The sequence below is a fragment of the Pseudomonas sp. NPDC090752 genome (assembly GCF_055584805.1).
Map to the genome: position 1 here is coordinate 461464 of NZ_JBVJLI010000001.1, position 24438 is coordinate 485901.

Consider the following 24438-nt stretch of genomic DNA (forward strand, 5'->3'; position numbering starts at 1 on the left):
CATCGTTGTTTTTGTTGTGATGAGTACCGCCGACCTTCAAAGGTCGGCGGTAGCTGAGCAATCAGTACTTCGACGGTACGAGCACCCAGCCTTCCATCAGGCGACGGGCGCTTCGGCTCATGACGGCCTTGTCCACAATCCAGTTGCCATCGACTTGGGTGGTCTGCGCGCCTACGGCAACGGTGCCGGCGGTGTGGCCCATGTTGACTTGGCGTTCACCGATATCGCCGACGATACGGTTGACCAGCGTGCCTTCCAGAGCGGCCGCCACGGCAACGGCTACAGCGCCAGTGCCGGTGATTGCGTGGTGCAATTTGCCCATGGAAAGGATGCGGGCGATCACATCGATCTCGCCGGCTTCGACTGTCTTGCCACCGGCAGCGCCGTAGGTTTGCGGCGGAGCTACCAGGCAGAGCTTCGGCGTGTGAGGGCGAAGGCGCGTTGCTTCTTCAGCGGTAGCCGCCAGACCCATGGCCACGGTGCAGTGTGCGCGGATGGTTTCCAGCGACTGCAGCAGTTCGGCGTTGCCGTTGACCTGGTCTTGGGTCTCGGTCCCGGTCAGGCCAACGCGCTGGGCATCGACGAAGATCGTCGGGTTGCCTGCGTTGAGCAATGTTGCCGGCAAGCCTGGGAAGCCAGGGATATCCAGTTCATCCACGACATTGCCGGTTGGCAGAATGCTGCCGCCCGAACCGCCAGGCTGAAGGAATTCCACGACGATTTCGGCAGCAGGGAAGGCGACGCCATCCAGCACGAAATCACCTTCTTCAACGACCTCGCCATCCTTCATCGGGACATGGGCGATGATGCGTTTCTGAATATTGGCCTGCCAAATTCGGATGGTAGCGATGCCGTCACGAGGAGCATCGACGAGCCCTTGGCGAATTGCGAATGGGCCAACGGCTGCGCTCAGGTTGCCGCAGTTGCCGGACCAGTCGACCACCGGGTTTTCGATTGCCGGGGCACCGAACAGGTAATCAACATCGCAATCGGTACGACCCGATTTACCGATGATGACGACCTTGCTGGAGCTGGAGGTGGCAGCACCCATGCCGTCGATCTGCTTGCCATAAGGATCCGGGCTGCCGATGACGCGAAGCATCAGTGCGTCACGCTCGGGGCCTGCAGCCGGAACATCTTGCTCCAGGAAAAAGACGCCCTTACTGGTGCCACCGCGCATGAATACGGCAGGGATTCGAACTTGAGTCATTACACTGCTCCTTCCAGTTGCTTTGCTTTTCCAGCCTTGTCCATGCTCTCTACCAGCAGCTGTGGCAGCAGGCCGCCGCGGCGGAAGTAGCGCACGTCTTCATGCGTATCCAGGCGGCTGGTGACGGTTACGTTTTCAGTGGTGCCATCTGCACGGTCAATGACGAGTTGCAGCTTGTCGCCAGGCGCGAAGGTGTCGTTGATGCCTTCTACCGAGAACTTCTCGTGACCGGTCAGGCCCAGCGTCTTGCGAGTTACACCTTCTGGGAACTGCAGCGGGAGGATGCCCAGGCCAGCCAGGTTGGTGCGGTGGATGCGCTCGAAGCTCTCGGCCACGACAACGCGCACGCCCAGCAGGCGAGGGCCTTTGGCTGCCCAGTCACGCGACGAACCGCTGCCGTACTCCTTGCCTGCCACTACGATCAGAGGCTGCTTGCGATCGGCGTAGGCTTGGGCGGCTTCGAACACGGTGCTCACGCGGTTTTCCGGCAGCAGCAGCGTCCAAGGGCCTTCGCGGCCGTCAGTCATCAGCTCGTTCTTCAGGCGGGGGCTTGCGAAGGTGGCGCGCTGTGCGGCTTCGTGGTTGCCGCGACGAGTGCCGTAGGAGTTGAAGTCATCAACACCAATGCCATGGCCTTTGAGGTACGAACCTGCGTCGCTGTCCGGCAGGATGGCGCCCGATGGCGAGATGTGGTCAGTGGTAATGTTGTCCGACAGCATCACCAGAACGCGCATGTCCTTCAGGTCGCGTTGAGGGTCGGTAGCAGTCAGCTCATCGCTCCAGTACGGCGGCTTGCGGATGTAAGTGCTGGTCTGGTCCCAGGCGTACTGATCGGTAACGCCGGCGCGCAGGTCAGAGGCGATGACGCCCGCTTCGCGAGGTACCGAGCTGTAGGCCTTGTCGAACAGGTCGGCCGACAGTGCTTTCTTCTCGATTTCGTCCAGCTCTTGATCCGAAGGCCACAGCTCGCTGAGGTAAACCGGCTTGCCTTCGGCGTCGGTGCCGAGCGCATCCACTTGCGGGTCGATGCGGTAGGTGCCAGCGATCGCGTACGCCACGATCAGGGGAGGGGACATGATGAACACTTCACGAGCCAGCGGGTGTACGCGACCTTCGAAGTTGCGGTTACCGGAGGTAGCGGCAACGGTCTCCAGCTTACGAGTGCGGATTTCGTCCTCGATCTCTTTGCTCAGCAGGGGGCCGGACATGCCGTTGCAGGTGGTGCAGCCGTAGCCAACAACGTTGAAGCCCATGTTGTCGAGGTCCACGTTCAGGCCTGCACGGTCCAGGTAGTCGGCGACCACCTTGGAGCCGGGTGCGAAGGAAGTCTTGACCCACGGAGCACGACGCAGACCGCGCTTGAGTGCGTTGCGGGCGACGAGGGCCGCAGCGATCACGCCACGAGGGTTCGAAGTGTTGGTGCAGCTGGTGATGGCGGCAATCACGACCGAGCCGTTATCCAGGCCGGTAGGGATGTCTTTTGCTGCTTCGCCTTTACCCAGCAGGATGCGCTGGTGAGGTTGTTTCGGACCGGCAATCGCACGACCAACGGTGCTCAGGTCGAGGGTGACCACACGGTCGTATTCGACCGATTCCAGGCTGTCGTGCCACAGGCCTTGATGCTTGGCATAAGCCTCGGTCAGCTCGGCAATCTCACCGCCGCGACCGCTGAGTCGCAGGTAGTGCAGGGTGCGATCGTCGATCGCGAACATTGCTGCGGTAGCGCCGAACTCAGGAGCCATGTTGGACAGGGTGCCACGGTCCGCCAAGGACAGGGCGGCAACGCCTGGGCCATGGAATTCCAACACGCTGCCGATTACGCCGGCTTTGCGCAGGCTTTCGGTCAAGGCAAGCGCGATGTCGGTAGCAACGTAGCCAGATGGCGGGACGCCTTCCAGTCGGACGCCGACGATTTCTGGAACCCGCATCATCAGGGCTTTGCCCAGCATTGCGGCTTCTGCCTCGATACCACCAACACCCCAGCCCAGCACGCCGATGCCATTGATCATGGTGGTGTGGCTGTCAGTGCCGACTAGCGTATCTGGGAAGGCCCACAGATCACCTTCGGATTCGCGTGTACCGATGACGGTGGTCAGGCGCTCCAGGTTGATCTGGTGAAGGATGCCGTTACCGGAAGGCACGATCGACAGGTTGTTGAAGGCCTTGTTGCACCAGTCGAGGAATGCAAAGCGCTCGGCATTGCGCTCGCGCTCGATAGCTTCGTTATCGGCCAATGCGCTGGCATCACCCCAACGCTCTACGTTCAGCGAGTGGTCCACGACGAGGTGAGTAGGGGTGACCGGGTTTACCTGGCGTGGATCACCGCCTGCTTTTGCTACTGCGTCACGCAGGCCGGCCAGGTCGACCAAGGCAGGGGTGCCGAGCAGGTCCTGAAGTACTACGCGAGCGGGGCGGAAGGGGATGTCGCTGTTTTTAGAGCGAGTGCAAATTACTTTCAGCGCCTCGTTCGGCTCTGCCTCGGTACGCAGGACGTTCTCAGCGAGGATCCGGAGGCTCATTGGCAGGCGGGCGAAGTCGCCGCCTATCGCTATTACAGCTTCAGATACGTTGCAGACGCGGTAGTCGCGACCGTTTACGGCCAGGGTTTGGCCAATGTGCTTGCTCATGCCGGGGACCTCACAGGCGTGTTTTTTGTGAGGTGATATTGCACTTTGTCTAAACTTGAGTCAATTTATCTCCAGCAGAAAAACTTCGGCCGAGCGCCGAATGGTCACCTTGAAGCCTGAAGACCGGCCATTGATCTGCCTGCCAGCCTTTCCCGCACAAAGACAAAAACGAGGAAATTCAAGATGAAATGCAATCAGACCTACCGTAAATCCGTCCGGCATCAGTCCGCTCCTTCCGCTTCGTACCGCTAAAAGCCTGGCTTCGCGGCACTAAAAAAATAAGGAGAGAGCCATGCTGCTGACCGTGCTCGGTTTTTCGATGGTCACCTGTTTCATGTACCTGATCATGACCAAGCGGCTGACCGCTCTGGTCGCCCTGATTGTGGTGCCGATCGTGTTTGCCCTGATTGGTGGCTTCTATGCTGGCCTGGGCACGATGATGCTCGACGGCATCAAGACTCTGGCGCCGACTGGCGTCATGCTGACCTTCTCGATTCTTTACTTCGGCATCATGATCGACGCGGGGCTGTTCGATTCATTGGTGCGCTGCATCCTGAAGATCGTGAAGGGTGACCCGCTGAAGGTATTGGTCGGAACTACGATTCTGACCATGCTTGTGTCCTTGGATGGCGACAGTTCCACTACCTACATGATCGTGGTCGCCGCATTTTTGCCACTTTATCAGCGCCTGGGAATGAGCGTTCTGGGCCTGACCTGCGTGGTCAACATCGCAAACGGCATCATGAACATCTCCCCGTGGGGCGGCCCTACTGCCCGCGCTGCGGCTGCGCTGCATGTCGATGCTATGGACATCTTCCTGCCGATGGTGCCGTCGATGCTGCTGGGCTGCGCCTGCTTGCTCTTCATCGCAATTCTGCTGGGTCGACGTGAGCGTGCTCGCCTGGGCGTGATTGCCGTGGATGATTTCCACAACGGCTCTATCGCGCTGGGTAATGGTTCGCATGAGGAGTGCGATCGCAATCGCCGCCCGCATATGTTCTGGCCCAACCTGTTGCTCACTGCAACGATGATTGGCGTATTGATGGCGGGTATCGTGCCGATTCAGGTGCTGTTCATGGTCTGCTTCGCCATCGCGGTAATGATCAACTACCCACACCTGGAGCAGCAGAAAGAGCGTATCTCCGCTCACGCGGGCAACGTTCTCGCGGTGACTTCGGTCATTTTCGCCGCAGGCATCTTCACCGGCATCCTTTCGGGCACCGGCATGGTCGATGCAATGGCGAAGGGGCTGTTGGCAGTCATTCCTGATGCGTTTGGCCCATACCTGGCGGTGTTCACTGCCCTGGTCAGCATTCCGTTCACCTTCTTCATGTCCAACGATGCCTTCTACTTCGGCATCTTGCCAGTGATCGCCCAGACCGCCGCTACCTATGGAATCTCGCATCTGGAGATCGCCCGGGCATCGGTGGTTGGTCAGCCTGTTCACTTGCTCAGCCCGCTGGTTCCTTCGCTCTACCTGCTGGTGGCTTTGGCAAAAGTCGATCTGGGTGACCACCAGCGCTTTGCGTTGAAGTGGGCGCTCCTGGTGAGCATGGCCATGCTGGTAGGTGGCGTGATGTTCGGAGCATTCCCGCTCTATCACTCAGCTTCGTGAGTCGGTGGCTGGCCGTCGGCTCTGCCGGCGGTCGGCTGCCGGTGCTTGTAGCCGGCGCAACCGCGCCTAGAAAAATAAAGGTGTAACCATGCCGTACCGTAGAGCCTGGATTGCTGTATTTCTGTTCTCTCTGGCGATGATCAATTACATGGACCGAATTGCCCTGTCCATCGCTGCCAAACCAATCGCCGAGGAATTCAATCTCAGTGCAGTCGGCATGGGATACCTCTTTTCCTCATTTATCTGGAGTTATGCGCTCTTCCTGATTCCTGTTGGTCTGCTGATCGACCGTTACGGCGCCAAGCGCATCGGTGGTTTTGGCATTCTCGTGTGGTCGGCTGCTACGGCGCTGACCGGGGCAGCGATGAACTTCGCTTCGCTGCTGGCTGCGCGGCTTGTAATGGGCGCTGGTGAATCGGTCAGCAACCCAGTCGGGGCTAAGGTGATTCGTGAGTGGATCCCGAGCCAGGAACGCGGCACGATCACCGCTGTTTTCAACAGCGGCTCGTACGCTGGGCCAGCGATTTGCTCGATCGTTCTTGCAATGCTGGTCGCCAGTGTTGGGTGGCGCTGGTCCTTCGTAATTGCCGGTGGCATCGGTTTCGTTTGGCTGTTGGCTTGGTACCTTTTCTACGGCAAGCCTGAAGATGTGAAGTGGCTGAGCAGCCAAGAGCGTAAAACCATCCTTGACTCGCGCTCCGGTGGTGGCAAAGCGGGTGGTGATGCAGTCGCTCCGTATGGTCTCAAGCGCCTGCTGAAGACTCCGACTCTCTGGGGGCTTGCTCTGACCCAGGGCTGCAACGTTTACACCCAATACCTATTCCTAACCTGGTTGCCGAGCTACCTTCAGCAAGAACGTCATTTGACGCTGGAAAAAAGCGGTCTGGTGACTGCCATCCCTTATGCTGCGGCTGTTGTGCTCTGCATCGGTCTGGGCAAACTCAGTGACTGGTACCTGACTCGTGGCGGGGGTGTGAGCTCGGGTAAGCGCCGCAACGTAATTGCAATCTCGATGCTGATTGCGAGCTGCATCCTTTTGGTGCCATTCGCTGACTCTACTGGATCGCTGGTTTTGATTTCGTCGCTGACCTTGGCAGGTATTGCCTCGACCACTTCGCTGAATTTCTCCCTGCTCAATGATCTGCTGCCAAGTGCCGGGGATGTGGGTCGTGCGGTCGCGTTCATTGTTGTCGGCGGCAACCTCTTCGGTGTGGCGGCTCCGATCGTCACCGGCTACGTTGTCCAGGCCACAGGCTCGTACAACTGGGCCTTCATGATCGCAGGCATCCTTCTAGTGGCTGGTGCATTTATTGCACTGACTATGACTCGCAAGCCAATGGTTCCGCCAACAGTTGAGACCGAACCCCATTTGGAAATGAGCCCGCAAAAGGCATAATGTAGGTGCTGTGGGGCTCGTCTCTTGGTAAGAGCCCCACAATCCCATGCCCCAACTCGGAAAAGATATGAATCTGACGCCTCTTCAAGCCCGCGTAGCTCGCGATATCGTTGCCTATGTTCGCCAAGAACAACTGGCTGCGGGGCATCATGTCTCGGAGCTAGGACTGGCCAAGGCTCTGAAGACGTCTCGGACTCCTATCAAGATTGCTCTGAACTACCTGGCTGAGCGAGGAATGCTGAGTCAGGATCGCAATCGCGGTTTTTTCCTGGCCAAGCCCTATGATGATCTGGCTGAAATTGCCCAAGATCTGTCGGTCTCCATCGACGACCCGATCTATCAGCAGATCGCGGTGATGCGACTGAACGGACAGATTCCTGAGCAGTTTGCTGAAACGGACCTGATGCGTTTATTCAACATTTCACGCTATATGCTGCGTGGGGTGTTGAGCCGCATTCAGCAAGAAGGCTGGATTGAGCAGCGTACCGGCCAAGGCTGGCAATTCCTTCCGATGATCGACTCCGTCGAAGCCTATGAAGAAAGCTATTCCTTCCGAGCGATCATTGAGCCGGCAGGACTCCTTGCCCCAACGTTCATGGTCGACACAGAAGCCTTGGCTCGCTGTAAGAAACAGCAGCAGTTCATTGCAGATGGCGGATACCTGACCATGACGCCTCAGGAGCTATTCGAATCGAATGCTCAGTTTCACGAGACGCTTGCCAGTTTTTCCGGCAATAGATTTCACGTCCAGACGGTTCGTCGTCTCGACCAGCTTCGCCGTTTGGTGGAGTACCGTCAGGCTAGCAAGCGCGCTCCTCGCCGAGAGCAGGCGGTCGAGCACCTCGCGATCCTTGCTTGCCTTGAGAAAGGTGATCGGCTGGCAGCAGCTGACCATATGCGTAAGCATCTGGAGCAAGCTCGCCGGCATAAAGTCGCAGCTGAGTTGTTTGAGGCAGTTGAGCTGCCTGTTGAGGCTGCTGTTGAGTCGGCCTGAGCCGCTTGTTTTGTGAAGTTGTCTTTCCGCATTAAATCGCGCATCGCTGACCCTATGCGTCAGCGTGCGCCCATCCGCTGCGCACCTGTCGATATCCGGCAGAGTGACGTCACCAAGGGACCACTATGCGAACCCCCGCACCAGTCAGGATTCTTTTTTCCTGCGCGTTGATTGCTTTCTCCTGCATCAGTCATGCAGCCCCCATCGAAGTGAATGATGGTCAGCACACAGTCAAACTGGCGGATGCGCCGAAGCGCGTGGTGGTCCTTGAATTTTCGTTTTTGGATAGCTTGGCTGCCGTAGGTGTTACTCCCGTCGGTGCCGCTGATGACGGCGATGCGCAACGGGTGCTGCCCAAGGTTCGCGACGTCATTGGAACGTGGACGTCGGTTGGGCTGCGCTCGCAGCCAAGCATCGAGCAGATTGCAGCGCTCAAGCCTGATTTGATTGTGGCTGACCTGAATCGACACGAAGCGCTCTATGACGACCTGTCCCATATCGCTCCGACTCTGTTGTTACCATCTCGTGGAGAGGATTACGAAGGAAGCCTGAAGTCAGCTCAGCTGATTGGTGTAGCGCTGGGCAAAGGGCCTGAGATGGAAAAGCGAATCGTTGAAAACCGTGCCCACCTTGCTGAGGTGGCAAAGCAAATCCCGTCCGGGGTTACCGTACTGTTTGGTGTCGCTCGTGAAAGCAGTTTCTCTCTGCATGGCCCGGCGTCGTATGCCGGCAGCGTGCTGTCCACTATTGGCCTCACCGTTCCAGCTGTCCGCCAGGGGGCTGCACCTACGGAATTTGTAAGTTTGGAGCAGTTGCTGGCCCTGAATCCATCATGGCTTCTGGTGGGGCACTACCGTCACCCAAGCCTTGTTGATACCTGGAGCAAGCAACCGCTGTGGAGCGTTCTCTCTGCGGTGCGTGATCAGCATGTGGTCGATGTTGACGGTGATACGTGGGCACGGAACCGCGGCGTGATGGCATCTGAGCAGATCGCGGACGAGGCCTTGGCTGCACTGAAAGGTCCCCGGGTCGCCCGTAGCCAATGAGTTACCGTGGTCTACTTGCCAGTGCGATGACCCTCCTCGTTGGGGCAGGGTTGTTTTGGTTCTCGCTGTTCACCTGGTCACCCTTTACGCTGACAGCCGGTGATGCCTGGAATGGTTTGGTGCATCAAGGGACCGTAGGTGGAAACATGGCCTACGTCGTCTCACAAATCCGTGTGCCTCGCACTCTCTGCGCAGCACTGGTGGGAGGGAGTCTCGGGCTTGCCGGGGCGTTGATGCAGGGCATCACGCGAAACAGTCTTGCCTCACCCTCGCTTTTCGGGGTGACCGCGGGTGCGGCTACCGGTCTGGCTTTGTTCTCTACCGGATTGATTGCGCCTATGTTCCCGGGTGGTGCTTTGCTGATGACCTGCATTGGTGGTGCATTGGCCTGGGTTACCGTGTTTAGCCTTGGTGGTGCTTGGTCACAAAGCACGTCGCAAGGGCGCCTGGTATTGGCAGGAGTGGCCGTGGCGGCACTGTGCGCTGCGCTCACCCGGCTCACAGTCATTCTGGTCGAAGCCCAGGCGCAGAGCGTACTGAACTGGCTAGCGGGTTCGCTTGCAAACGTCACTGATGCGCAGCTGAACATACTCTGGCCGTGCGCATTGGTGGGTACATTGTGGGCACTGATGCTCGCGCCTCGATTGAACCTCATCAATCTGGGCGAAGATGCAGCTCGATCACTTGGAGTGAGCATCACTGCGCTGCGATTGCAGGTGTTTGCGATCAGTCTGCTACTGGTTGGGGCTAGTGTCTGCGCTGTGGGGCCGGTTGGGTTTGTGGGGTTGATTGCTCCCAACATTCTTCGCCAGTTCCTGGGCAACGATTATCGTTGGCTGGTACCGCTGAGTGCCGCCCTTGGTGCTGTGATCGTCTTGGCAGCTGATCTGGTTGGGCGCATGGTTGCTTTCCCGGCCGAAACACCCGCCGGAGCTGTCACTGCGATTGTTGGTGCGCCGTTCTTCCTGTTTCTCGCAAGGCGCAGCTTATGAGCGTGGGTCGCATTCGCCTGGCAGTTCTTGTCGGCTTGCTGGCGTTGGCGGCGTTCGCCAGCTTGAGCATTGGAACCACCTGGTTGAGGCCAGAGACAGTTATTGAGCGGCTGGTCGCTCACGACGGCGCCGACTTTGAGGTGTGGAATCACCGTCTGCCTCGGACAATCCTTGCTGTCCTGGTCGGTGCAGCGTTCGGCTTGGCGGGCGCCATCGTCCAAGGTGTGATCCGTAATCCGCTCGCTTCGCCGGAGATCCTTGGTGTCACGCAGGGGGCTGGCTTGGCGCTTACGGTGGCGATCATTGGCTGGGCGCAAATTTCGCCTATCTGGTTCCCATTGATTGCATGCGCCGGCGGAGCTGCGGGAGCATTGCTGCTGATCGGCTATAACGCGGGCATCAGCTTTTCAGGCGTTCGCTTTGCGCTGTCAGGGGTGGCTATTGCGGTCACGTTGGCAAGCATTACCGAGTTTTTGATTCTGTCCCATCCTCTGGATATCAATACCGCTTTACTCGCGCTCACTGGCAGCATCTGGGGGCGGAACTGGCACCATGTGGCTCTAGCCACGCCGCTGCTGGTGTTGATCCCGGCGGGAATGCTGTTGGCGAAGTCCTTGAACCTCATCGCCTTGGGAGATGAGGCGGCGCATAGCCTGGGCGTGCGGATGGGACCTAATCGGGGGGTGGCAATCGGCTGCGCCGTGCTCCTGACCAGTGTAGGTGTGGGGATCATCGGCCCCATTGGTTTCATCGGGCTCGTTGCGCCTCACATGGCCCGGCGACTCGTTGGTGGTCATCACCAACATCTGATTCCTGCAGCGATGTTGATCGGTGCAGTGCTGCTGGTTTTGGCCGATACGATCGGGCGAGCGTTGATTGCACCCAGCGAGATTCCCGCCGGCATCTTCACCGCAGTGATAGGTGCGCCTTATTTCCTGTGGCTGCTGTCACGGTTCAAGAGCTAAAGACATGAGCATTATTCAGGCACACAGCGTCGACGTAGGGTATGGCGCGTCACCGATTGTCAAAGGGCTGTCCTTCTCACCGCCGGCTGGAAAGGTCACTGCGTTGATCGGCCCAAACGGCTGTGGAAAGTCGACATTGCTCAAAGCCCTCGCAGGAATCATCCGGCCCTCGGCTGGGTCGGTGTCGGTCGATGGAAGTCCGTTGCCCCGCTTGAAAAACCAAGAGCTCGCACGTCGAGTGTCTTTCCTGCCGCAGGTGTTGCCAATCCCTGAAGGGGTGAGTGTCCGTCAGCTCATTGCCTACGGCAGAAGTCCGCACAATTCTTTTTGGGGGCGGCTGAGTGGAGCGGACAAGGGGCATGTAGATCAAGCGATCAAGCGGATGGAGCTGGAGGCGCTCGCATTCCGTCCACTTTCCGATCTGTCCGGCGGCCAGCGTCAGCGTGCCTGGTTAGCTATGGTGCTTGCTCAGGATACTGAAGTGGTGTTGTTGGACGAGCCTACGACCTACCTCGATATCTGCCATCAGGTTGAGCTGCTTGACCTCATGCAAGATCTGGCTAGGGAAGGGAAGACCGTCATTACGGTGCTCCACGACATCAATCAAGCATGTCGGTACGCAGATCACATTGCGGTAATGCGCAACGGAATACTTGTGGCTAATGGTAGTCCCACTGAAGTTATGAGTGTCGACTTGATAAGAGGGGTTTTTGAAGTGCAGGTTCAAATTATCAATGAGCCTGTTTCAGGTACGCCTATGTGCGTGGTGGAGAGGAGTTCGAGGGAGTAGTAAGAAAGTGGTTTGTCTGCATGATTCCTCTCTTGTTTTGCTTGTTGAGGATCATGGATGCAGACGTAAAGCTTGAATCATCCAGCCATGCAGTTAACATCTGGCGAGTGCGCCAAAGGCTTATCTGCGGCATTATATAAAGTGACCTTGTAATCCTGGCCCAGGCTGCTTTCTACCAATGTATAGTGCTTGCCTGCTTTAAAGTCTTGGTAGGTGACGCTGGCGTTGCAGGTGGCGCCGTTGCTGTCGCCTTCGCCCTCCACAAAGAGCGTAGCTCCCAGCGTATGCTTGCCTGCCGATACCTCAAAGAATCGACCATCATCGAGCCGCTTGCCATCCACGGTCTCGGCCATTACAGTCGTCGTTGGCTCCTCCTTAAGGCCTATCCAGGCCTCGTCCGCACTGGCTTTTGGCATCTGGCCGGCACAGCCGCCCAGGGTGCTCAAGACCCCGAGTAGTGGTACCACTAGTCGCCATTTTGTGCACATTTTGATCCCCATACGATTTCCCCAGATGCTGCTGTGATTGATTTTTCTATGATGATCGGTGCAATCGATGGCGGCAAGTGAAGACTCGCCATAGATTTCCTAAATTTACTTTAATGGAGGTTTAACCGAGAGTTTTTAGATCTCGTGGAAGACTGCGCCGATTCAAGTTTCGGAGACTCGGCATGCTCGGTCTAGTGAAAACTGCACTTCACAAGCCTTACACTTTCTTAGTGTTGGCGATAGTGATTTGCATAGTGGGTCCTTTGGCGGCAGTACGCACGCCTAGCGATGTATTTCCAGATATTGGGATACCCGTTATTGCGGTTGTTTGGCAGTACGCAGGTCTTGCTCCGGACGCAATGTCGGGCAGGGTTGTCTATACCTATGAGCGCGCGCTTAGTACTACTGTCAACGATATCGAACACATCGAATCGCAATCGCTGCCGGGTATGGGCATCGTCAAGATCTTCTTCCAGCCGAGCGTCGACATCCGCACTGCCAACGCACAGGTCACCGCTGTTTCGCAGACGGTGCTCAAGCAGATGCCGGCCGGCATCACGCCGCCACTGATCCTCAACTACAGTGCTTCGACCGTTCCGATTCTGCAGATGGCGTTCTCCAGCCCGACGCTTTCCGAAGCGCGCATCCGCGACTTGGTGCAGAACAGCATCCGCTTGCCGCTGACCTCTGTGCCTGGCCTGTCGATGCCGACCCCAATGGGGGGGAAGGAGCGTCAAATCACCCTCGACCTCGACCCGCAGGCCCTGGCGGCCAAGGGCTTGTCCGCTCAGGATGTGGCTAATGCGCTGGCCGCGCAGAACCAGATTATTCCGGTGGGCACGGCGAAAATAGGTCGCAACGAATTCACAGTGCTGTTGAACAACAGTCCAACCGCAATCGACCAGCTCAACGATCTGCCGGTCAAGGTCGTCGACGGCGCACAGATCACCATCGGCCAGGTGGCCCATGTGCGTGACGGAGCGCCACCGCAAACCAATATTGTGCGTGTGGATGGGCACCGCGCAGTACTGATGCCGGCATTGAAGAACGGCAACATCTCGACCCTGTCGATCGTCGATGGCATTCGCGGCATGCTGCCACGCATTAGCGAAACCCTGCCTCCGGCACTCAAGACTTCTCTGCTCGGGGATGCTTCAACTGTGGTCAGAGAGTCGGTCGGCAGCGTGGCCCGCGAGGGCATCATAGCCGCCTTGCTCACTAGCGCCATGATCCTGCTGTTCCTCGGCAGCTGGCGTTCGACGCTGATCATCGCCGCCTCGATTCCGTTGGCGGTGCTGTCGGCGATCGCCTTGCTGGCGGTCAGCGGGCAGACCCTCAACGTGATGACCCTCGGCGGCCTGGCGCTGGCCGTGGGTATCCTGGTCGACGACGCGACGGTGACCATCGAAAACATCAACTGGCACCTCGAACAAGGCAAGACGGTCAGGCAGGCGATCCTCGATGGCGCCAAACAGATCGTCGGCCCTGCGTTCGTGGCACTGTTGTGCATCTGCGTTGTATTTGTTCCGATGTTCATGCTCCAGGGCATCGCCGGATACCTGTTCCGGCCCATGGCATTGGCAGTGATGTTCGCCATGGGGAGCTCTTTTATTCTGTCGCGCACTTTGGTGCCGACCCTGGCCATGTTCCTGCTCAAGCCGCACCTGGTGGAGCAGGGCGAGGGGCGGCACCCGGAGGACGCGTACCTCAACCACCATGAAGGCGACAAGTCGGCCAACCCGCTGGTGCGCCTGCAGGCCGGTTTCGAGGCGGGCTTCTCGCGCCTGCGTGATGGCTACCAGGGCCTGCTGGAACTGGCCCTGGCCAACCGCAAGCGATTCCTGCTGGGCTTTCTCGCCTGCGTGCTGGCCAGCTTCGCGCTGCTGCCTACGTTGGGTGAGGACTTCTTCCCCGAGACCGACGCCGGCGCCATGGCCCTGCATGTGCGCCTCCCGCTGGGCACGCGCATCGAGGAAAGCGCGGCGGCCTTCGACCGTATCGAAAGCCGTATCCGCGAGGTGCTGCCGGCCGGTGAAGTGAACTCGATCATCGACAACATCGGCCTGCCCATCAGCGGCATCGACATGGCCTACAACACCAGCGGCACGGTCGGCCCGCAGGATGGCGACATCCAGGTCTCGCTCAAACCCGGCCACGGCCCGACCGCCGATTACGTGAAGCGCCTGCGCGAGGTACTGCCGGACACCTTTCCCGGCACCACCTTCGCCTTCCTGCCCGCGGACATCAGCAGCCAGATCCTCAACTTCGGCTCGCCGGCACCGCTGGACGTGAAGGTCTCCGGGCCGAACGACACAGCCAACCGTGCCTACGCCGCGGAACTCATGCGCCGCCTGCAGCACATTCCCGGCATCGCCGACCTTCGCCTGCAGCAGTCGGAAAGCTACCCGTCGTTGCAGGTCAACGTCGACCGCAAGCGCGCTGCCGAGCTGGGCATCACCGAACGTGACGTCACCAGCAGCCTCGGCGCCTCGCTGGCCGGCACCTCGCAGACCGCGCCGACCTACTGGCTGAACCCTGCCAACGGCGTGTCCTATTCGGTGGTCGGCTCGACTCCGCAGTACCGCATGAGCAGTATCGCCCAGCTGGAGGCGCTGCCTATCACCGGCAGCAACGGCCACACCGCCGTCCTCGGCGGCATCGCCAGCCTGGCGCGCACCGACACCGCCGACGTGGTCAGCCACTACAACATCACCCCGACCCTGGACCTGTACGCCAACGTCCAGGGCCGTGACCTGGGCGGCATCGCGGCAGACATCCAGCACGTCATCGACGACACTGCGCAGTTACGCCCGAAAGGCGCGACCGTCAGCCTGCACGGCCAGATCACCGCGTTGCACGAAGCCTTTCACGGCCTGGGCCTCGGCCTGCTGGGCGCGGTGGTGCTGATCTACCTGCTGATCGTGGTCAACTTCCAGTCCTGGGTCGACCCGTTCGTGATCATCACCGCGCTGCCCGCCGCGCTGGCCGGCATCGTCTGGATGCTGTTCATCACCGGCACCACGCTGTCGGTGCCGGCGCTCACCGGGGCGATCCTTTGCATGGGCGTGGCCACCGCCAACTCGGTGCTGGTGGTCAGTTTCTGCCGCGAGCGCCTGGCCGAGCATGGCGATGCCATGAAGGCTGCCATGGAGGCCGGTTTCACCCGCTTCCGGCCGGTGCTGATGACGGCCCTGGCGATGATCATCGGCATGCTGCCGCTGGCCCTGTCGCAGGAGCAGAACGCACCCCTGGGCCGCGCGGTAATCGGCGGCCTGATCGTCGCCACCTGCGCCACCTTGTTGTTCGTCCCCGTCGTGTTCAGCCTGGCCCACCGCCGCTCAACCCCTCACGCTGTCGTTGGAGAAAACCTGCATGCCTAGTCGCTCCCTAGCTGATCGTCGGCGCCTGAAGCTCATGGGAGGCGCCGGCCTGGGCTTGGCGGCCCTGGTCGTCGTGCTGGGGGTGTATGCCCGTCAGCACCAGGCTGCTGCAGTGCAGGCCTGGACCGAAAGCCGGACGACACCGGCCGTGGTGACCTTCACCCCATCCATGAATGCTGCCGGCGAAACCCTGAGCCTGCCCGCGCACTTGCAGGCCTGGAACATGGCGCGGGTCAATGCCCGAGTCAGCGGTTACCTGAAAAGCTGGCAGGTGGACATCGGCACCGCGGTCAAGGCCGGTCAGCCGCTAGCGGAAATCGACAGCCCCGAACTCGACCAGCAACTGGCTCAGGCAAAAGCGCAACTGGCGCAGCACCAGGCCAGTGCCTCGCTGGCACAGAGCACTGCCGAACGCTGGAAGCACCTGTTCGACAGTCATTCGGTGTCGCGCCAAGAGGTAGACGAGAAGGTCGCTGCCGCCGCCGTGGCAAATGCCGATGCGGAAGCAGCGCACGCCGAATATGCGCGCCTCAAGGACCTGGCCGCCTACAAGACCATCCGCGCCCCGTTCACCGGCACCATCACCGCCCGCAACGCGCAGATCGGCCAGCTGATCAAGGCCGACAGCGATAACGCCACTTCGCTGTTCGACATTGCCGACACCCGCCGCCTGCGTTTGTACGTACCGGTACCGCAGAACTACGCCAGCCAAATCTTGCCAGGCATGCAGGTGCATCTCTCGGTACCGGAGCGCCCCGGTCAAACCTACTCAGCCGCGTTGCTCGGGACCTCTACGGCGGTCGATCAAAGCTCTGGCACGCTGCTAGCGCAGTACGCGGTTGAGAACACCAATGGCGCCTTGCTGCCGGGTGACTATGCCAATGCCAACATCACTTTGCGCAATGATGCCCAGGCCGTGAGTATTCCCGCCAGCGCCCTTATTTTCAGGGCCCAAGGGCCGCAGGTAGCGGTACTTGACGCCCAGAGTAGGGCGCATCTTCGAAGTATCCATATCGCTCAGGACCTGGGAAGCAAGCTGATCGTTGATCGTGGGCTGAGCTTGAAAGACGAGGTGGTAGATAATCCGCCAGATGCTCTTCGGGACAATGATGCGGTGCACAGCGTGACCTCGGGAGGTGCACATGAGCCCTCTGTTTAAGTGTTCCGGCTTTCTGCTGATCCTGGCCTTGCAGGGCTGTTCGCTGGCCCCTCATTACCAGGTGCCTCAGGCTGAATTGCCAGCTCATTATGGCGAGCGTGTAGGTGCCTGGCAGATGGTGGGCACAGAACAGAAATTGCCCGCGCAGTGGTGGACGTTATTCGAAGACAAGCGGTTGAATGAGCTCCAGGTGCAACTTGAAGCGTCGAATCCAGACCTCGCCGCTGCAGTGGCGCACTACGATGCGGCCGCAGCTTACGCGCAAGGCTTGCATGGCGGCCTTTGGCCGCAAGCGAGCGCGAGTATCGCCCCGCTACGACAGCGGCAGTCGGACCGTCGGCCGTTGCGTGGTGATACCCAGCCATCAATCTACAACAGTGATACCGCTGGGCTGAGCTTGAACTTCGACCTCGATCTCTGGGGGAAGCTTCGGAACCAGGTAGCCGCAGGTGACGCTCAAGCCCAGGCTTCTGAGGATGACTTGGCTGCGGCGCGATTGAGCCTGCAGAAGCAACTGGCTGTGCTGTATGTTCGATTGCGTGGCTTGGATGTACAGCGTCATCTACTGGGTGATGCGCTGGCACATCGGACTCAGTTGCTCACGCTCATCCAAGATAGGTTCCAAGGAAATATAGCGAGCGAGTTGGATCTCGACCGAGCAACGGCGCGGCTGGCAGAGGCGAACGCGCAGGTGGATGAGGTCGTAGCCCAGCGCCGCCTGGCGGAACATGCGATAGCAGAGCTCGTGGGTAAATTGCCCAGCGAGTTCTCGCTTGCTGATGATCAGGCGCTCTTGGAGCCACCCCAGATACCGCACGATCTGCCGAGCAAGCTGCTGCAGAGTCGACCCGATATCGCAGCCGCCGAGCGACGTGTATATGCGGCCAACGCCAACATCGGTGTTGCCCGAGCGGCGTGGTATCCAGACTTCAGTCTAACGGGACTTGTCGGCGGACAAACCCAGGGGGCTGGAAGCTTGTTGGCTTCGGCTAACCGCTTCTGGGCGGTAGGCCCTGTACTGCAGTTGCCCATTTTTGATGGGGGAAAACGATACGCTGATGAGCAAAAAGCCTTGGCTGAGTTCGAGGAGGCTGCAGCGTCCTACCATGGCAAGGTGCTTCATGCTGTGCGGGAGGTTGAAGATAACCTGGCTCAGATCAGCGACCTTGCTCAACAGGCCAGGGACGTGAAAACCGCCGCAAGTGCCGCCGCAGCAGCAGAAAGCATTGCCATGGATAGCTACAAGCAGGGAGCAGTAAGCTTGCTCGACGTTATCACTGCCCAGCTGGATGCACTGCAGACGAAGCAGGATCTTCAACGGCTTCAGACTAAGCAGGTAGAAGCATGCATTGGCTTGATGGTATCGCTTGGCGGCGGGTGGGCTCAGCAGCCAAGCTGATGCGTAGTAAGTTCATTTGCAACATTGTCAGCGGGAGGGGGATCCACAATCTTTTTTCAGCCGTGGTACTGAACGAACTGGCCAGAAACCGTAATGCAGCGTACCGAAGCTTGATTGGCGAGGAGCCGGACGCTCTTGTGTACTTCCCGCCCTCAGAGCGTAGTTGCTGTTTGTGCCATCAATGCACGCAGCCAGCGATGACCTGCATCGCGTTGCGTTCTCTCGTGCCAAGCCAGCAGTTTGCTGAAGCCTGGGATGTCAACGGGTGGATCTACGATCGCGAGCCCAGTCTGCCGAATTGCCAGGCGGTGAGGGACAACAGCGATCAGATCGCTTACCGACAGGATTTCTGGCAGAACCAAAAAGCTCGTGATCGACACCGTGACTCGCCTCGCCCTGCCAATTCTTCGTAAGGCCTCATCGGTCACCCCGCAGAATCCTCCGCCTGATGGGGAAACCAGAACATGGTCCAGTGCGCAGAATCGATCCAGAGAGAGCGTGCTCGATTTGGCATCGGGATGATCGGCGCGCATAACGCATACATAGCGCTCGTTGAAAAGAAACTGGGTGTGAAGTCCCGGCACTGCCGCATCGGTGTCGACGAGCGCTATATCAACATCGCCTCGATCCATCTGTACGTGAAGCAATTGGTCATCGATCGGTAAAATCGAAATTTTGATATTTGGCGCTTGCTGACGAAGGGCGCTCAAGAACGGGACTACGATTGCCCGCAATGCGTAATCGGTCGAGGCTACTTTGATGATCATCTCAGCGGTCTGAGGATCGAATGAATCAGGTTGCAGCATGCCTTCGACATCCGCTAGCAACTGCTTAACAGGTCGAGCAAGCGCTTCAGCCCGAATGGTCGGCACGATACCTCGTTGAGCTCGGACGAAGAGGGGGTCATCGAAGCTTTCGCGCAGCCTGTTGAGCATGCCAGTGACGGCCGGCTGCGTGAGGGAGAGGCGCTCAGCTGCTCGCGTCACGCTACGTTCATCCAGAAGAGCATCCAATGCCCTGAGCAGATTGAGGTCCAGTTTCCTGATATCAGCAGCCATGATGGATTGAATAATTTTTCACGATTGGAGTTATCTCAAGCTAGCATTCATGCTGGTGTAAATCCATGGCATCCAGGAGTACGCATCATGAATGAAATCATCTGGCCTGAAGGTTATCTGCCTGGCTTGACAGAAAACTTCGCCTCCAATGAGATGATTGTCACAGGTCTGTCAGCTGAGGAAATCTGGCCGCTACTCAGCCAGGCTGCCAAGTGGCCGTCCTACTACAGCAACTCAGCGAATGTGGTTTTCCATGACCATGGCGGACCCGATTTGAAGGAGGGTATGCGCTTCTACTTCGAGACGTTCGGTTTTCCCGTCGAAGCCCAGTGCAATGAGTACCTGCCTCCTTCGGCTACCAATCCTGGGCGCATCGCATGGCACGGATGGGCAGGTGAGGGCGACACACGGCTTGATGTGCATCACGCTTGGCTGGTTGAGAACCTGCCGCATGGCCGAGTCCGCATCCTCACGCAGGAGACGCAAAAGGGAAAACCTGCAATAGAGTTGGCCAACGCCGAGCCCAATCCTATGATCAACGGCCATCAAGATTGGCTGAAGGGGTTGATTAAAGCGGCGCGAGAGGCCAAGCAGGCCTCTCTCGGTGATGAGTCGGCTTGACGTTCAATCGTCTGCTCGACGCCTTCTGAAATTCACTGTGACTGAAGAATGGTTTCAGGATCGTGAAGGTACTATCAGTCGGTCGAGCTCTTCAAAGATTCGTTCAACGCCTTCAGCGATCACTTTTGCCCGTTCAGTTGCCACCACTCCGCCCGCACTCTGCACCAACAGGGGATCACACAAAGCTAGCCTTAGCCTGGTCAACATTGCATCCATGACAGCTGGCGGTACTCCGATCTGCATAGCTGCCGCTTCAACGTCTTGTTCTCCCAGGAGGGCCCGCAATGCACGGAGCAGGTTCAAGTCAAAATTGCGCATGTGTCATCCCTTCTCATCAAGCTGCAGATCATCAAGCTCAATGGTCAATCCGTGCGGAATTTCTTCACCATGGAATGCAGCTCCACTGCTAGCTCTGCTAGAGATTGTGAGGCTGCGGTGACCTGCTTCGCTCCCTCGGAGGTTTGAACAGAGACATTACGTATGGTCAGAATATTCTGGTCTACCGCACGTGCAACACGAGCCTGCTCTTCGGTTGCAGTGGTGATCTGAAGGTTCTGGCGGCTGATCTCACTGCTGTTTTCGACGATGCTTTCCAGTGCAGCATTTGCCTGCTCTGCTTTGAGCAGTACCTCTTGGGAGCGGGCGTTGCTGAGCTGCATGGATTTGACCGCCTTCTCGGTGCCCAATTGGATACTCCCTATCATCTCCTCGATTTCTCTCGTTGATTGTGATGTGCGGTGTGCGAGCGCACGAACTTCGTCAGCGACAACTGCAAAGCCCCTACCAGCATCACCCGCTCTGGCAGCCTCGATAGCAGCGTTGAGCGCTAGAAGATTGGTTTGCTCGGCAATTGTCCTGATGACCTCTAGTACCTTTCCAATGCCCTGCGCCTGATCAGCAAGCCCTTCCACCTCTTGGACACTAGACAGTACCTCATTCGCCAGGTTGCCAAGTGAGGCCAACGTTTCTTCCATTGAACGTTGCCCATTGACCGCATTTTGTTGCGAGGTTTGGGTGAGCTCCAAGGTGAAGGCCGCGTTACGTGCAACCTGCTCGATGGCGACAGACATCTCGGTTACAGCGGTTGCAGCCTGTTCAATTTCCAGGTGCTGGCGATGAGTCTCGCGGCCGCCTTCTTCGGTGACCGCATTCAACTCTTCAGCCGCAGACGCCAGCTGGGTGGAAGTACCACCTATTTGCCTGAGGGTCGATAGCAGCACTCGCTGCATCGAGCTCAACGCTTCCAGAAGCCGAGTAGCTTCATCGTTACCTGATGGACTGATTGCATTGGTCAGATCACCTGAAGCCACGGTTTGAGCGCACTTGAGTGCTTCGTTTAGCGGCTGGATGATGCTGCGGGTCAGCAGCCATGCGATGACGATCGTCCCAAGCAGAACTAGCCCTATGACGGCTAATACTCCGATTTTGGCGTCTGCGTATGAGGCTGTAGACTTATCTGCTGCAGCTTTCGCCCCTTGATCAGCCTGGGTGATCAAAAGCTCAAAACTTTTGGTCATCTGGTCGTAGGCATCACGGATTGATGCCAGGTGGCTTCTTGCACCTGTTTTGTCGCCGGCTCGGGACACTTGCAGCAGTTCCTGATGCCTTGTGGCATATGCATCCAGGCTCTGGTTGAAGGCCTGGAGCTGCTCCCTCTCGCTGTCAGTACGCAACAGCTTGCTGTACTCGGCCATCTGCTCGCGGATTTGGGATAAACGCAATGTTGCCTTCGCTTCGTAGCCGTTCATTTCCTCGGAGGAGTTGGTGAGAATGTGCTGCATCGAACCCATGCGATAGCGGTTCAAGGAGGTGTTGGCAGCGGCGAGGGCTCGTACGCGTTGAAGCCAGTTGTCCTGGATCTCCAGCGCTTGTGTGCGAACCTCACTGATTTGCTGCAGAGCGAAGAACCCCAAGAAGAAACTGAGGGCTGTGATGCATGAAAAACCCAAGGTAGCGCGCAGCGCAATCCCGATCGATCTCGTGCTCATGGCGTCCTTTTCCTAATCGTGACGAACACCTCCCGATCACTCAAGCCTGGGCTTAGCGAAGTATCGGGAAGGTGATGGGACTTACGGGGTGATCAGTGATCGATCACGTCTTTGCGCAGCTTCACAGGATCTGGCTTGCGGGCGTGAGCTGTACGCATGCGGATGTTGAGTGCTTCAACAGCCAGGGAGAATGCCATTGCAAAGTAGACGTAACCCTTCGGCACGTGCACATCGAAAGCCTCTGCAATGAGGACGGTACCCACAACGACTAAGAAGGAGAGGGCAAGCATTTTCAAGCTGGGATGACGGTCAATGAAACCGCTGATGGCCCCGGCGCACGCCATCATGACCAACACCGCGACAACAATCGCTGCCACCATCACCGGCACGTTGGAAACCATGCCAACTGCGGTAATTACCGAGTCCAGAGAGAAAACGATGTCGATTATTGCAATCTGGATGATCGTCCCGATGAAGCCGCCGGCCAAGCTTTTAGGGTTGCTTTCAGATTCTTCTTCCCCTTCGAGACTTTGATACATCTCGGTGCTGCTTTTCCAGAGCAAGAACAGCCCGCCAAAGAATAGGATCAGATCGCGCCCGGAAAATCCTTGACCGGCGATTTCGAAAAGGTCGTTGGTCAGCCGCATGATCCACGTGATCGACAGCAAAAGCATGATTCGCGTGACCATCGCCAGTGCAAGGCCGAAGAAGCGCGTGCGTGCTTGCATATGGGGAGGCATTCGACCGACTAGAATGGCGATCATGATGATGTTATCGATGCCGAGGACGATCTCCAGAGCAGTCAACGTGAAAAAGGCGATCCAGATTTCTGGGTTCGTCAGCCATTCCATAATGCACATTCTCTCGGGTGTTTCAGGGCTTGGAAGGGCCGCATAGCGGCCGGTTTATTATTGTCAGGCCAGTGCATGAGCTGGATCTGTGGGCGGCGAATCAGCCTGTCAGCTCTCCACGCGCCACTCTTCATCCGGCCTCGATACCGAAGTGATGCCGATCATCCGTGCGCAGAGCAAGGCAGGAGGCTTCGATCGGGTACAAGCTGGAGTGATCGGAAGGTTTGGGTAAGCAAAGCTATACCGGCATTTCAGATGCCCCGCGGTGGGTGGGGCAGGCCTGCTAATCGTGTGATCCGCTCAAGCAGTCAATACAAAATCAGATTGCATTTTGTTTTTAGTAAAGTCAATATAATTTGGATGATTCAAGGATGGCTGGTGAATTGATCTATGACCGTGCTCTTATTATGCATTTCGTGCAATTTAGGCTGAGCTTTGCCTTGCTGCGCGTCCTGGCAGGGCTCATCCAGAGGCTGTCGTAAAGATCTGCACCGTAAATCGCTTGTCCTACTGGTATGTTCGGCCGTGTCACCGCGTCAAGATTTGCTCCTTTGTGTTTCCTCCTCTCCCGCGACAAGGGAATGCGTGACTGCATTCATTGGCCAAAAGCCTCCTTGATCGCGGTTTTTTTCGGTCCATCCAGAAACCTTGGTCGCACATGGACTTGGGCTCGAATGCAATTGTTGAATGCACGATAGGGGGGAAGGTCGCTAGCTCTCGTCTTCTCGCCCGGGATAACGCGTACTGTCTGATTTGAGCCACAACTTTAGGATGGGCTCGGCACAAGCCATGACGACCACCAGTCGCATGATTTGCATCGCTGTCACCATACCCGCACCCAGATGCAGAGCCTCTGCAGTGAGATACATTTCAGTGCTGCTTCCCGGCATCATGCCCAGCGCCACTGTCGGCTGGGCAAAATCAGAGATCGCGCCAAAAACCCAGGCGAACAAAAATGTGCCAGCGATCATGCTGAGGGTGAATATGAGGACCTTCAGGAGGTACAGAGGTGCTTCTCGGAAAAAACTTCGGTCGATGAAACTGCCAAGTGAGCAGCCAATCATCAGCTGCGCGAAGTGACTCATTTCCGCAGGGAGCGCCATGTGCAAATCGAAGCTGGCAGTTATCAAGCCGCAAAGTGTGAGCGGCCCGAACATCCATGGGTTTGCCCATCCCATCCGTTTCCAGGCCCAAGCTGCCACTACGCCTGCTGCGAGCATGGGGACTAGCCAGTGCCAGTCCGTCGGCAGGTGAGCTTGAACTGCATTCGGCGAAACGTCCGCCATGTAAAACATTGCCGCCGGAACGGTCAGGATAATGACGACCATTCGTACGCTGTGGGCGGCGGCGATCTGGCCCACATTCGCCCGGTAGCGAATGCCGATCTGGATCATTTCCGAAAAGTTCGCAGGCATGAAGGCTAGGTATGCAGTAGTTCGATCCATACCAAAACGGCTCATTAGCCCGATGCCTAGCAGCGCAAGGAGTAACGTCAAAAACGCGGCAATCAGCATGAGCGGGAAGTGCCCCACGATCTGCATCACCATACTTTCGGTCAAGTGCAGGCCGATAGAGGTAGCAATCAGCCACTGGCCGGTTTGGCGTCCATGAGGGACTTCAATCACCAGCCAGCCTGCACATCTCACGAGGATTACAGCCAGCATGGAGCCGATGATCCAGGGCAATGGCCAGTTGGCTAATTGAGCGAGGATCGCACCTGTGATGCCTACCAATGGCGTAGGCCACCATTTTTTCCAGGTCGTGAACATGCGCGAGTAACCCCTGATTTGAGCGTCAGTCTGCATTGTTGCGTTTATGTTATCGCAAAGGCAATATGTAATTGAAAGGGGTCGTGTGGG

The 24438-nt window shown here is 58.0% G+C and carries 20 protein-coding genes and 1 pseudogene; 11 read left to right on the top strand and 10 right to left on the bottom strand.

Annotation, left to right across the window (positions count from 1 at the left end; all coding sequences use genetic code 11):
• Positions 1-61: 61 nt before the first annotated feature.
• From prpF to ACZ6YA_RS02010, 3 genes are read right to left on the bottom strand one after another with little or no spacing between them, the layout of a single operon-like run.
• A complete protein-coding gene (gene prpF / locus ACZ6YA_RS02000) occupies positions 62-1210 on the bottom strand; it encodes a 2-methylaconitate cis-trans isomerase PrpF (RefSeq protein ID WP_025755077.1) in 1149 nt (382 codons plus the stop codon).
• Positions 1210-3837: an aconitate hydratase gene (locus ACZ6YA_RS02005; protein ID WP_465895086.1), complete on the bottom strand. Its 2628-nt coding sequence runs from the start codon at positions 3835-3837 to the stop codon at positions 1210-1212. Before ACZ6YA_RS02005 ends, prpF begins: the two co-directional genes overlap by 1 nt.
• A 60-nt stretch (positions 3838-3897) precedes the next feature.
• On the bottom strand, positions 3898-4059 hold the full coding sequence (locus tag ACZ6YA_RS02010; RefSeq protein WP_465895087.1) for a hypothetical protein: 162 nt from the start codon (positions 4057-4059) through the stop codon (positions 3898-3900).
• Positions 4060-4132: 73 nt separating this feature from the next.
• On the opposite strand from ACZ6YA_RS02010, the gene ACZ6YA_RS02015 reads away from it, so the two are divergent.
• From ACZ6YA_RS02015 to fecE, 7 genes are all read left to right on the top strand, one after another.
• The gene (locus ACZ6YA_RS02015) at positions 4133-5452 is read left to right on the top strand and encodes a CitMHS family transporter (RefSeq protein ID WP_027615666.1); all 1320 of its coding nucleotides are present in this window, start codon (positions 4133-4135) and stop codon (positions 5450-5452) included.
• Positions 5453-5540: 88 nt separating this feature from the next.
• Positions 5541-6848, top strand: a complete 1308-nt coding sequence (locus ACZ6YA_RS02020) for an MFS transporter (protein ID WP_465895088.1) — start codon at positions 5541-5543, stop codon at positions 6846-6848.
• Between the two features lie 67 nt (positions 6849-6915).
• Positions 6916-7842: a GntR family transcriptional regulator gene (locus ACZ6YA_RS02025; RefSeq protein ID WP_465895089.1), complete on the top strand. Its 927-nt coding sequence runs from the start codon at positions 6916-6918 to the stop codon at positions 7840-7842.
• A gap of 125 nt (positions 7843-7967) precedes the next feature.
• On the top strand, positions 7968-8888 hold the full coding sequence (locus ACZ6YA_RS02030; RefSeq protein WP_465895090.1) for a Fe(3+) dicitrate ABC transporter substrate-binding protein: 921 nt from the start codon (positions 7968-7970) through the stop codon (positions 8886-8888).
• Positions 8885-9880: an iron-dicitrate ABC transporter permease FecC gene (gene fecC, locus ACZ6YA_RS02035; RefSeq protein WP_465895091.1), complete on the top strand. Its 996-nt coding sequence runs from the start codon at positions 8885-8887 to the stop codon at positions 9878-9880. The genes ACZ6YA_RS02030 and fecC overlap by 4 nt, the downstream gene beginning before the upstream one ends.
• Positions 9877-10845, top strand: a complete 969-nt coding sequence (locus tag ACZ6YA_RS02040; RefSeq protein WP_465895092.1) for an iron chelate uptake ABC transporter family permease subunit — start codon at positions 9877-9879, stop codon at positions 10843-10845. The genes fecC and ACZ6YA_RS02040 overlap by 4 nt, the downstream gene beginning before the upstream one ends.
• Before the next feature lie 4 nt (positions 10846-10849).
• Positions 10850-11635, top strand: a complete 786-nt coding sequence (gene fecE / locus ACZ6YA_RS02045; protein WP_465895093.1) for a Fe(3+) dicitrate ABC transporter ATP-binding protein FecE — start codon at positions 10850-10852, stop codon at positions 11633-11635.
• A 77-nt stretch (positions 11636-11712) separates the two neighbouring features.
• On the opposite strand, the gene ACZ6YA_RS02050 is transcribed toward fecE, so the two are convergent.
• On the bottom strand, positions 11713-12123 hold the full coding sequence (locus ACZ6YA_RS02050; RefSeq protein ID WP_465895327.1) for a PA0061/PA0062 family lipoprotein: 411 nt from the start codon (positions 12121-12123) through the stop codon (positions 11713-11715).
• 182 nt (positions 12124-12305) lie between these two features.
• Here ACZ6YA_RS02050 and ACZ6YA_RS02055 point away from each other — a divergent pair, with 182 nt between their 5' ends.
• The 3 genes from ACZ6YA_RS02055 to ACZ6YA_RS02065 are packed head-to-tail and all read left to right on the top strand — an operon-like array spanning position 12306 to position 18061.
• Positions 12306-15503 carry an efflux RND transporter permease subunit gene (locus tag ACZ6YA_RS02055; RefSeq protein ID WP_465895094.1) on the top strand — a complete coding sequence of 1066 codons (3198 nt, stop codon included), beginning with the start codon at positions 12306-12308 and terminating at the stop codon, positions 15501-15503.
• Complete coding sequence (locus ACZ6YA_RS02060) at positions 15496-16662, top strand: efflux RND transporter periplasmic adaptor subunit (RefSeq protein ID WP_465895095.1); 1167 nt, start codon at positions 15496-15498, stop codon at positions 16660-16662. The genes ACZ6YA_RS02055 and ACZ6YA_RS02060 overlap by 8 nt, the downstream gene beginning before the upstream one ends.
• On the top strand, positions 16646-18061 hold the full coding sequence (locus tag ACZ6YA_RS02065) for an efflux transporter outer membrane subunit (protein WP_465895096.1): 1416 nt from the start codon (positions 16646-16648) through the stop codon (positions 18059-18061). Before ACZ6YA_RS02060 ends, ACZ6YA_RS02065 begins: the two co-directional genes overlap by 17 nt.
• A 152-nt stretch (positions 18062-18213) precedes the next feature.
• Here the strand turns inward: ACZ6YA_RS02065 and ACZ6YA_RS02070 are convergent, their stop codons facing one another.
• Positions 18214-19119 carry a LysR family transcriptional regulator gene (locus ACZ6YA_RS02070; RefSeq protein WP_465895097.1) on the bottom strand — a complete coding sequence of 302 codons (906 nt, stop codon included), beginning with the start codon at positions 19117-19119 and terminating at the stop codon, positions 18214-18216.
• 87 nt (positions 19120-19206) lie between these two features.
• Between ACZ6YA_RS02070 and ACZ6YA_RS02075 the strand changes: the two genes are divergently transcribed.
• Positions 19207-19740, top strand: a complete 534-nt coding sequence (locus tag ACZ6YA_RS02075; RefSeq protein ID WP_465895098.1) for an SRPBCC family protein — start codon at positions 19207-19209, stop codon at positions 19738-19740.
• A gap of 54 nt (positions 19741-19794) precedes the next feature.
• Here the strand turns inward: ACZ6YA_RS02075 and ACZ6YA_RS02080 are convergent, their stop codons facing one another.
• The 5 genes and pseudogenes from ACZ6YA_RS02080 to ACZ6YA_RS02100 form a co-directional block, all read right to left on the bottom strand.
• Complete coding sequence (locus tag ACZ6YA_RS02080; protein ID WP_465895099.1) at positions 19795-20058, bottom strand: hypothetical protein; 264 nt, start codon at positions 20056-20058, stop codon at positions 19795-19797.
• A gap of 44 nt (positions 20059-20102) precedes the next feature.
• Positions 20103-20969 (bottom strand): methyl-accepting chemotaxis protein, encoded by an 867-nt coding sequence (locus tag ACZ6YA_RS02085; RefSeq protein ID WP_465895329.1) that lies wholly within the window; start codon positions 20967-20969, stop codon positions 20103-20105.
• A pseudogene (locus tag ACZ6YA_RS02090) lies at positions 20970-21728 on the bottom strand (MCP four helix bundle domain-containing protein); the annotation flags it as partial. It abuts the gene before it with no gap.
• Between the two features lie 92 nt (positions 21729-21820).
• A complete protein-coding gene (locus ACZ6YA_RS02095) occupies positions 21821-22579 on the bottom strand; it encodes a TerC family protein (RefSeq protein ID WP_465895100.1) in 759 nt (252 codons plus the stop codon).
• A 710-nt stretch (positions 22580-23289) separates the two neighbouring features.
• Positions 23290-24348, bottom strand: a complete 1059-nt coding sequence (locus ACZ6YA_RS02100) for an AbrB family transcriptional regulator (protein ID WP_465895101.1) — start codon at positions 24346-24348, stop codon at positions 23290-23292.
• Positions 24349-24438 lie beyond the last annotated feature (90 nt).

Coding starts and splice junctions, on each gene's coding strand:
- prpF (WP_025755077.1), bottom strand. CDS start 1,210: ATGACTCAAGTTCGAATCCCTGCCGTATTCATGCGCGGTGGCACCAGT.
- ACZ6YA_RS02005 (WP_465895086.1), bottom strand. CDS start 3,837: ATGAGCAAGCACATTGGCCAAACCCTGGCCGTAAACGGTCGCGACTAC.
- ACZ6YA_RS02010 (WP_465895087.1), bottom strand. CDS start 4,059: ATGCCGGACGGATTTACGGTAGGTCTGATTGCATTTCATCTTGAATTT.
- ACZ6YA_RS02020 (WP_465895088.1), top strand. CDS start 5,541: ATGCCGTACCGTAGAGCCTGGATTGCTGTATTTCTGTTCTCTCTGGCG.
- ACZ6YA_RS02025 (WP_465895089.1), top strand. CDS start 6,916: ATGAATCTGACGCCTCTTCAAGCCCGCGTAGCTCGCGATATCGTTGCC.
- ACZ6YA_RS02030 (WP_465895090.1), top strand. CDS start 7,968: ATGCGAACCCCCGCACCAGTCAGGATTCTTTTTTCCTGCGCGTTGATT.
- fecC (WP_465895091.1), top strand. CDS start 8,885: ATGAGTTACCGTGGTCTACTTGCCAGTGCGATGACCCTCCTCGTTGGG.
- ACZ6YA_RS02040 (WP_465895092.1), top strand. CDS start 9,877: ATGAGCGTGGGTCGCATTCGCCTGGCAGTTCTTGTCGGCTTGCTGGCG.
- fecE (WP_465895093.1), top strand. CDS start 10,850: ATGAGCATTATTCAGGCACACAGCGTCGACGTAGGGTATGGCGCGTCA.
- ACZ6YA_RS02050 (WP_465895327.1), bottom strand. CDS start 12,123: ATGTGCACAAAATGGCGACTAGTGGTACCACTACTCGGGGTCTTGAGC.
- ACZ6YA_RS02055 (WP_465895094.1), top strand. CDS start 12,306: ATGCTCGGTCTAGTGAAAACTGCACTTCACAAGCCTTACACTTTCTTA.
- ACZ6YA_RS02060 (WP_465895095.1), top strand. CDS start 15,496: ATGCCTAGTCGCTCCCTAGCTGATCGTCGGCGCCTGAAGCTCATGGGA.
- ACZ6YA_RS02065 (WP_465895096.1), top strand. CDS start 16,646: ATGAGCCCTCTGTTTAAGTGTTCCGGCTTTCTGCTGATCCTGGCCTTG.
- ACZ6YA_RS02070 (WP_465895097.1), bottom strand. CDS start 19,119: ATGGCTGCTGATATCAGGAAACTGGACCTCAATCTGCTCAGGGCATTG.
- ACZ6YA_RS02075 (WP_465895098.1), top strand. CDS start 19,207: ATGAATGAAATCATCTGGCCTGAAGGTTATCTGCCTGGCTTGACAGAA.
- ACZ6YA_RS02080 (WP_465895099.1), bottom strand. CDS start 20,058: ATGCGCAATTTTGACTTGAACCTGCTCCGTGCATTGCGGGCCCTCCTG.
- ACZ6YA_RS02085 (WP_465895329.1), bottom strand. CDS start 20,969: ATGCAGCGAGTGCTGCTATCGACCCTCAGGCAAATAGGTGGTACTTCC.
- ACZ6YA_RS02095 (WP_465895100.1), bottom strand. CDS start 22,579: ATGGAATGGCTGACGAACCCAGAAATCTGGATCGCCTTTTTCACGTTG.
- ACZ6YA_RS02100 (WP_465895101.1), bottom strand. CDS start 24,348: ATGTTCACGACCTGGAAAAAATGGTGGCCTACGCCATTGGTAGGCATC.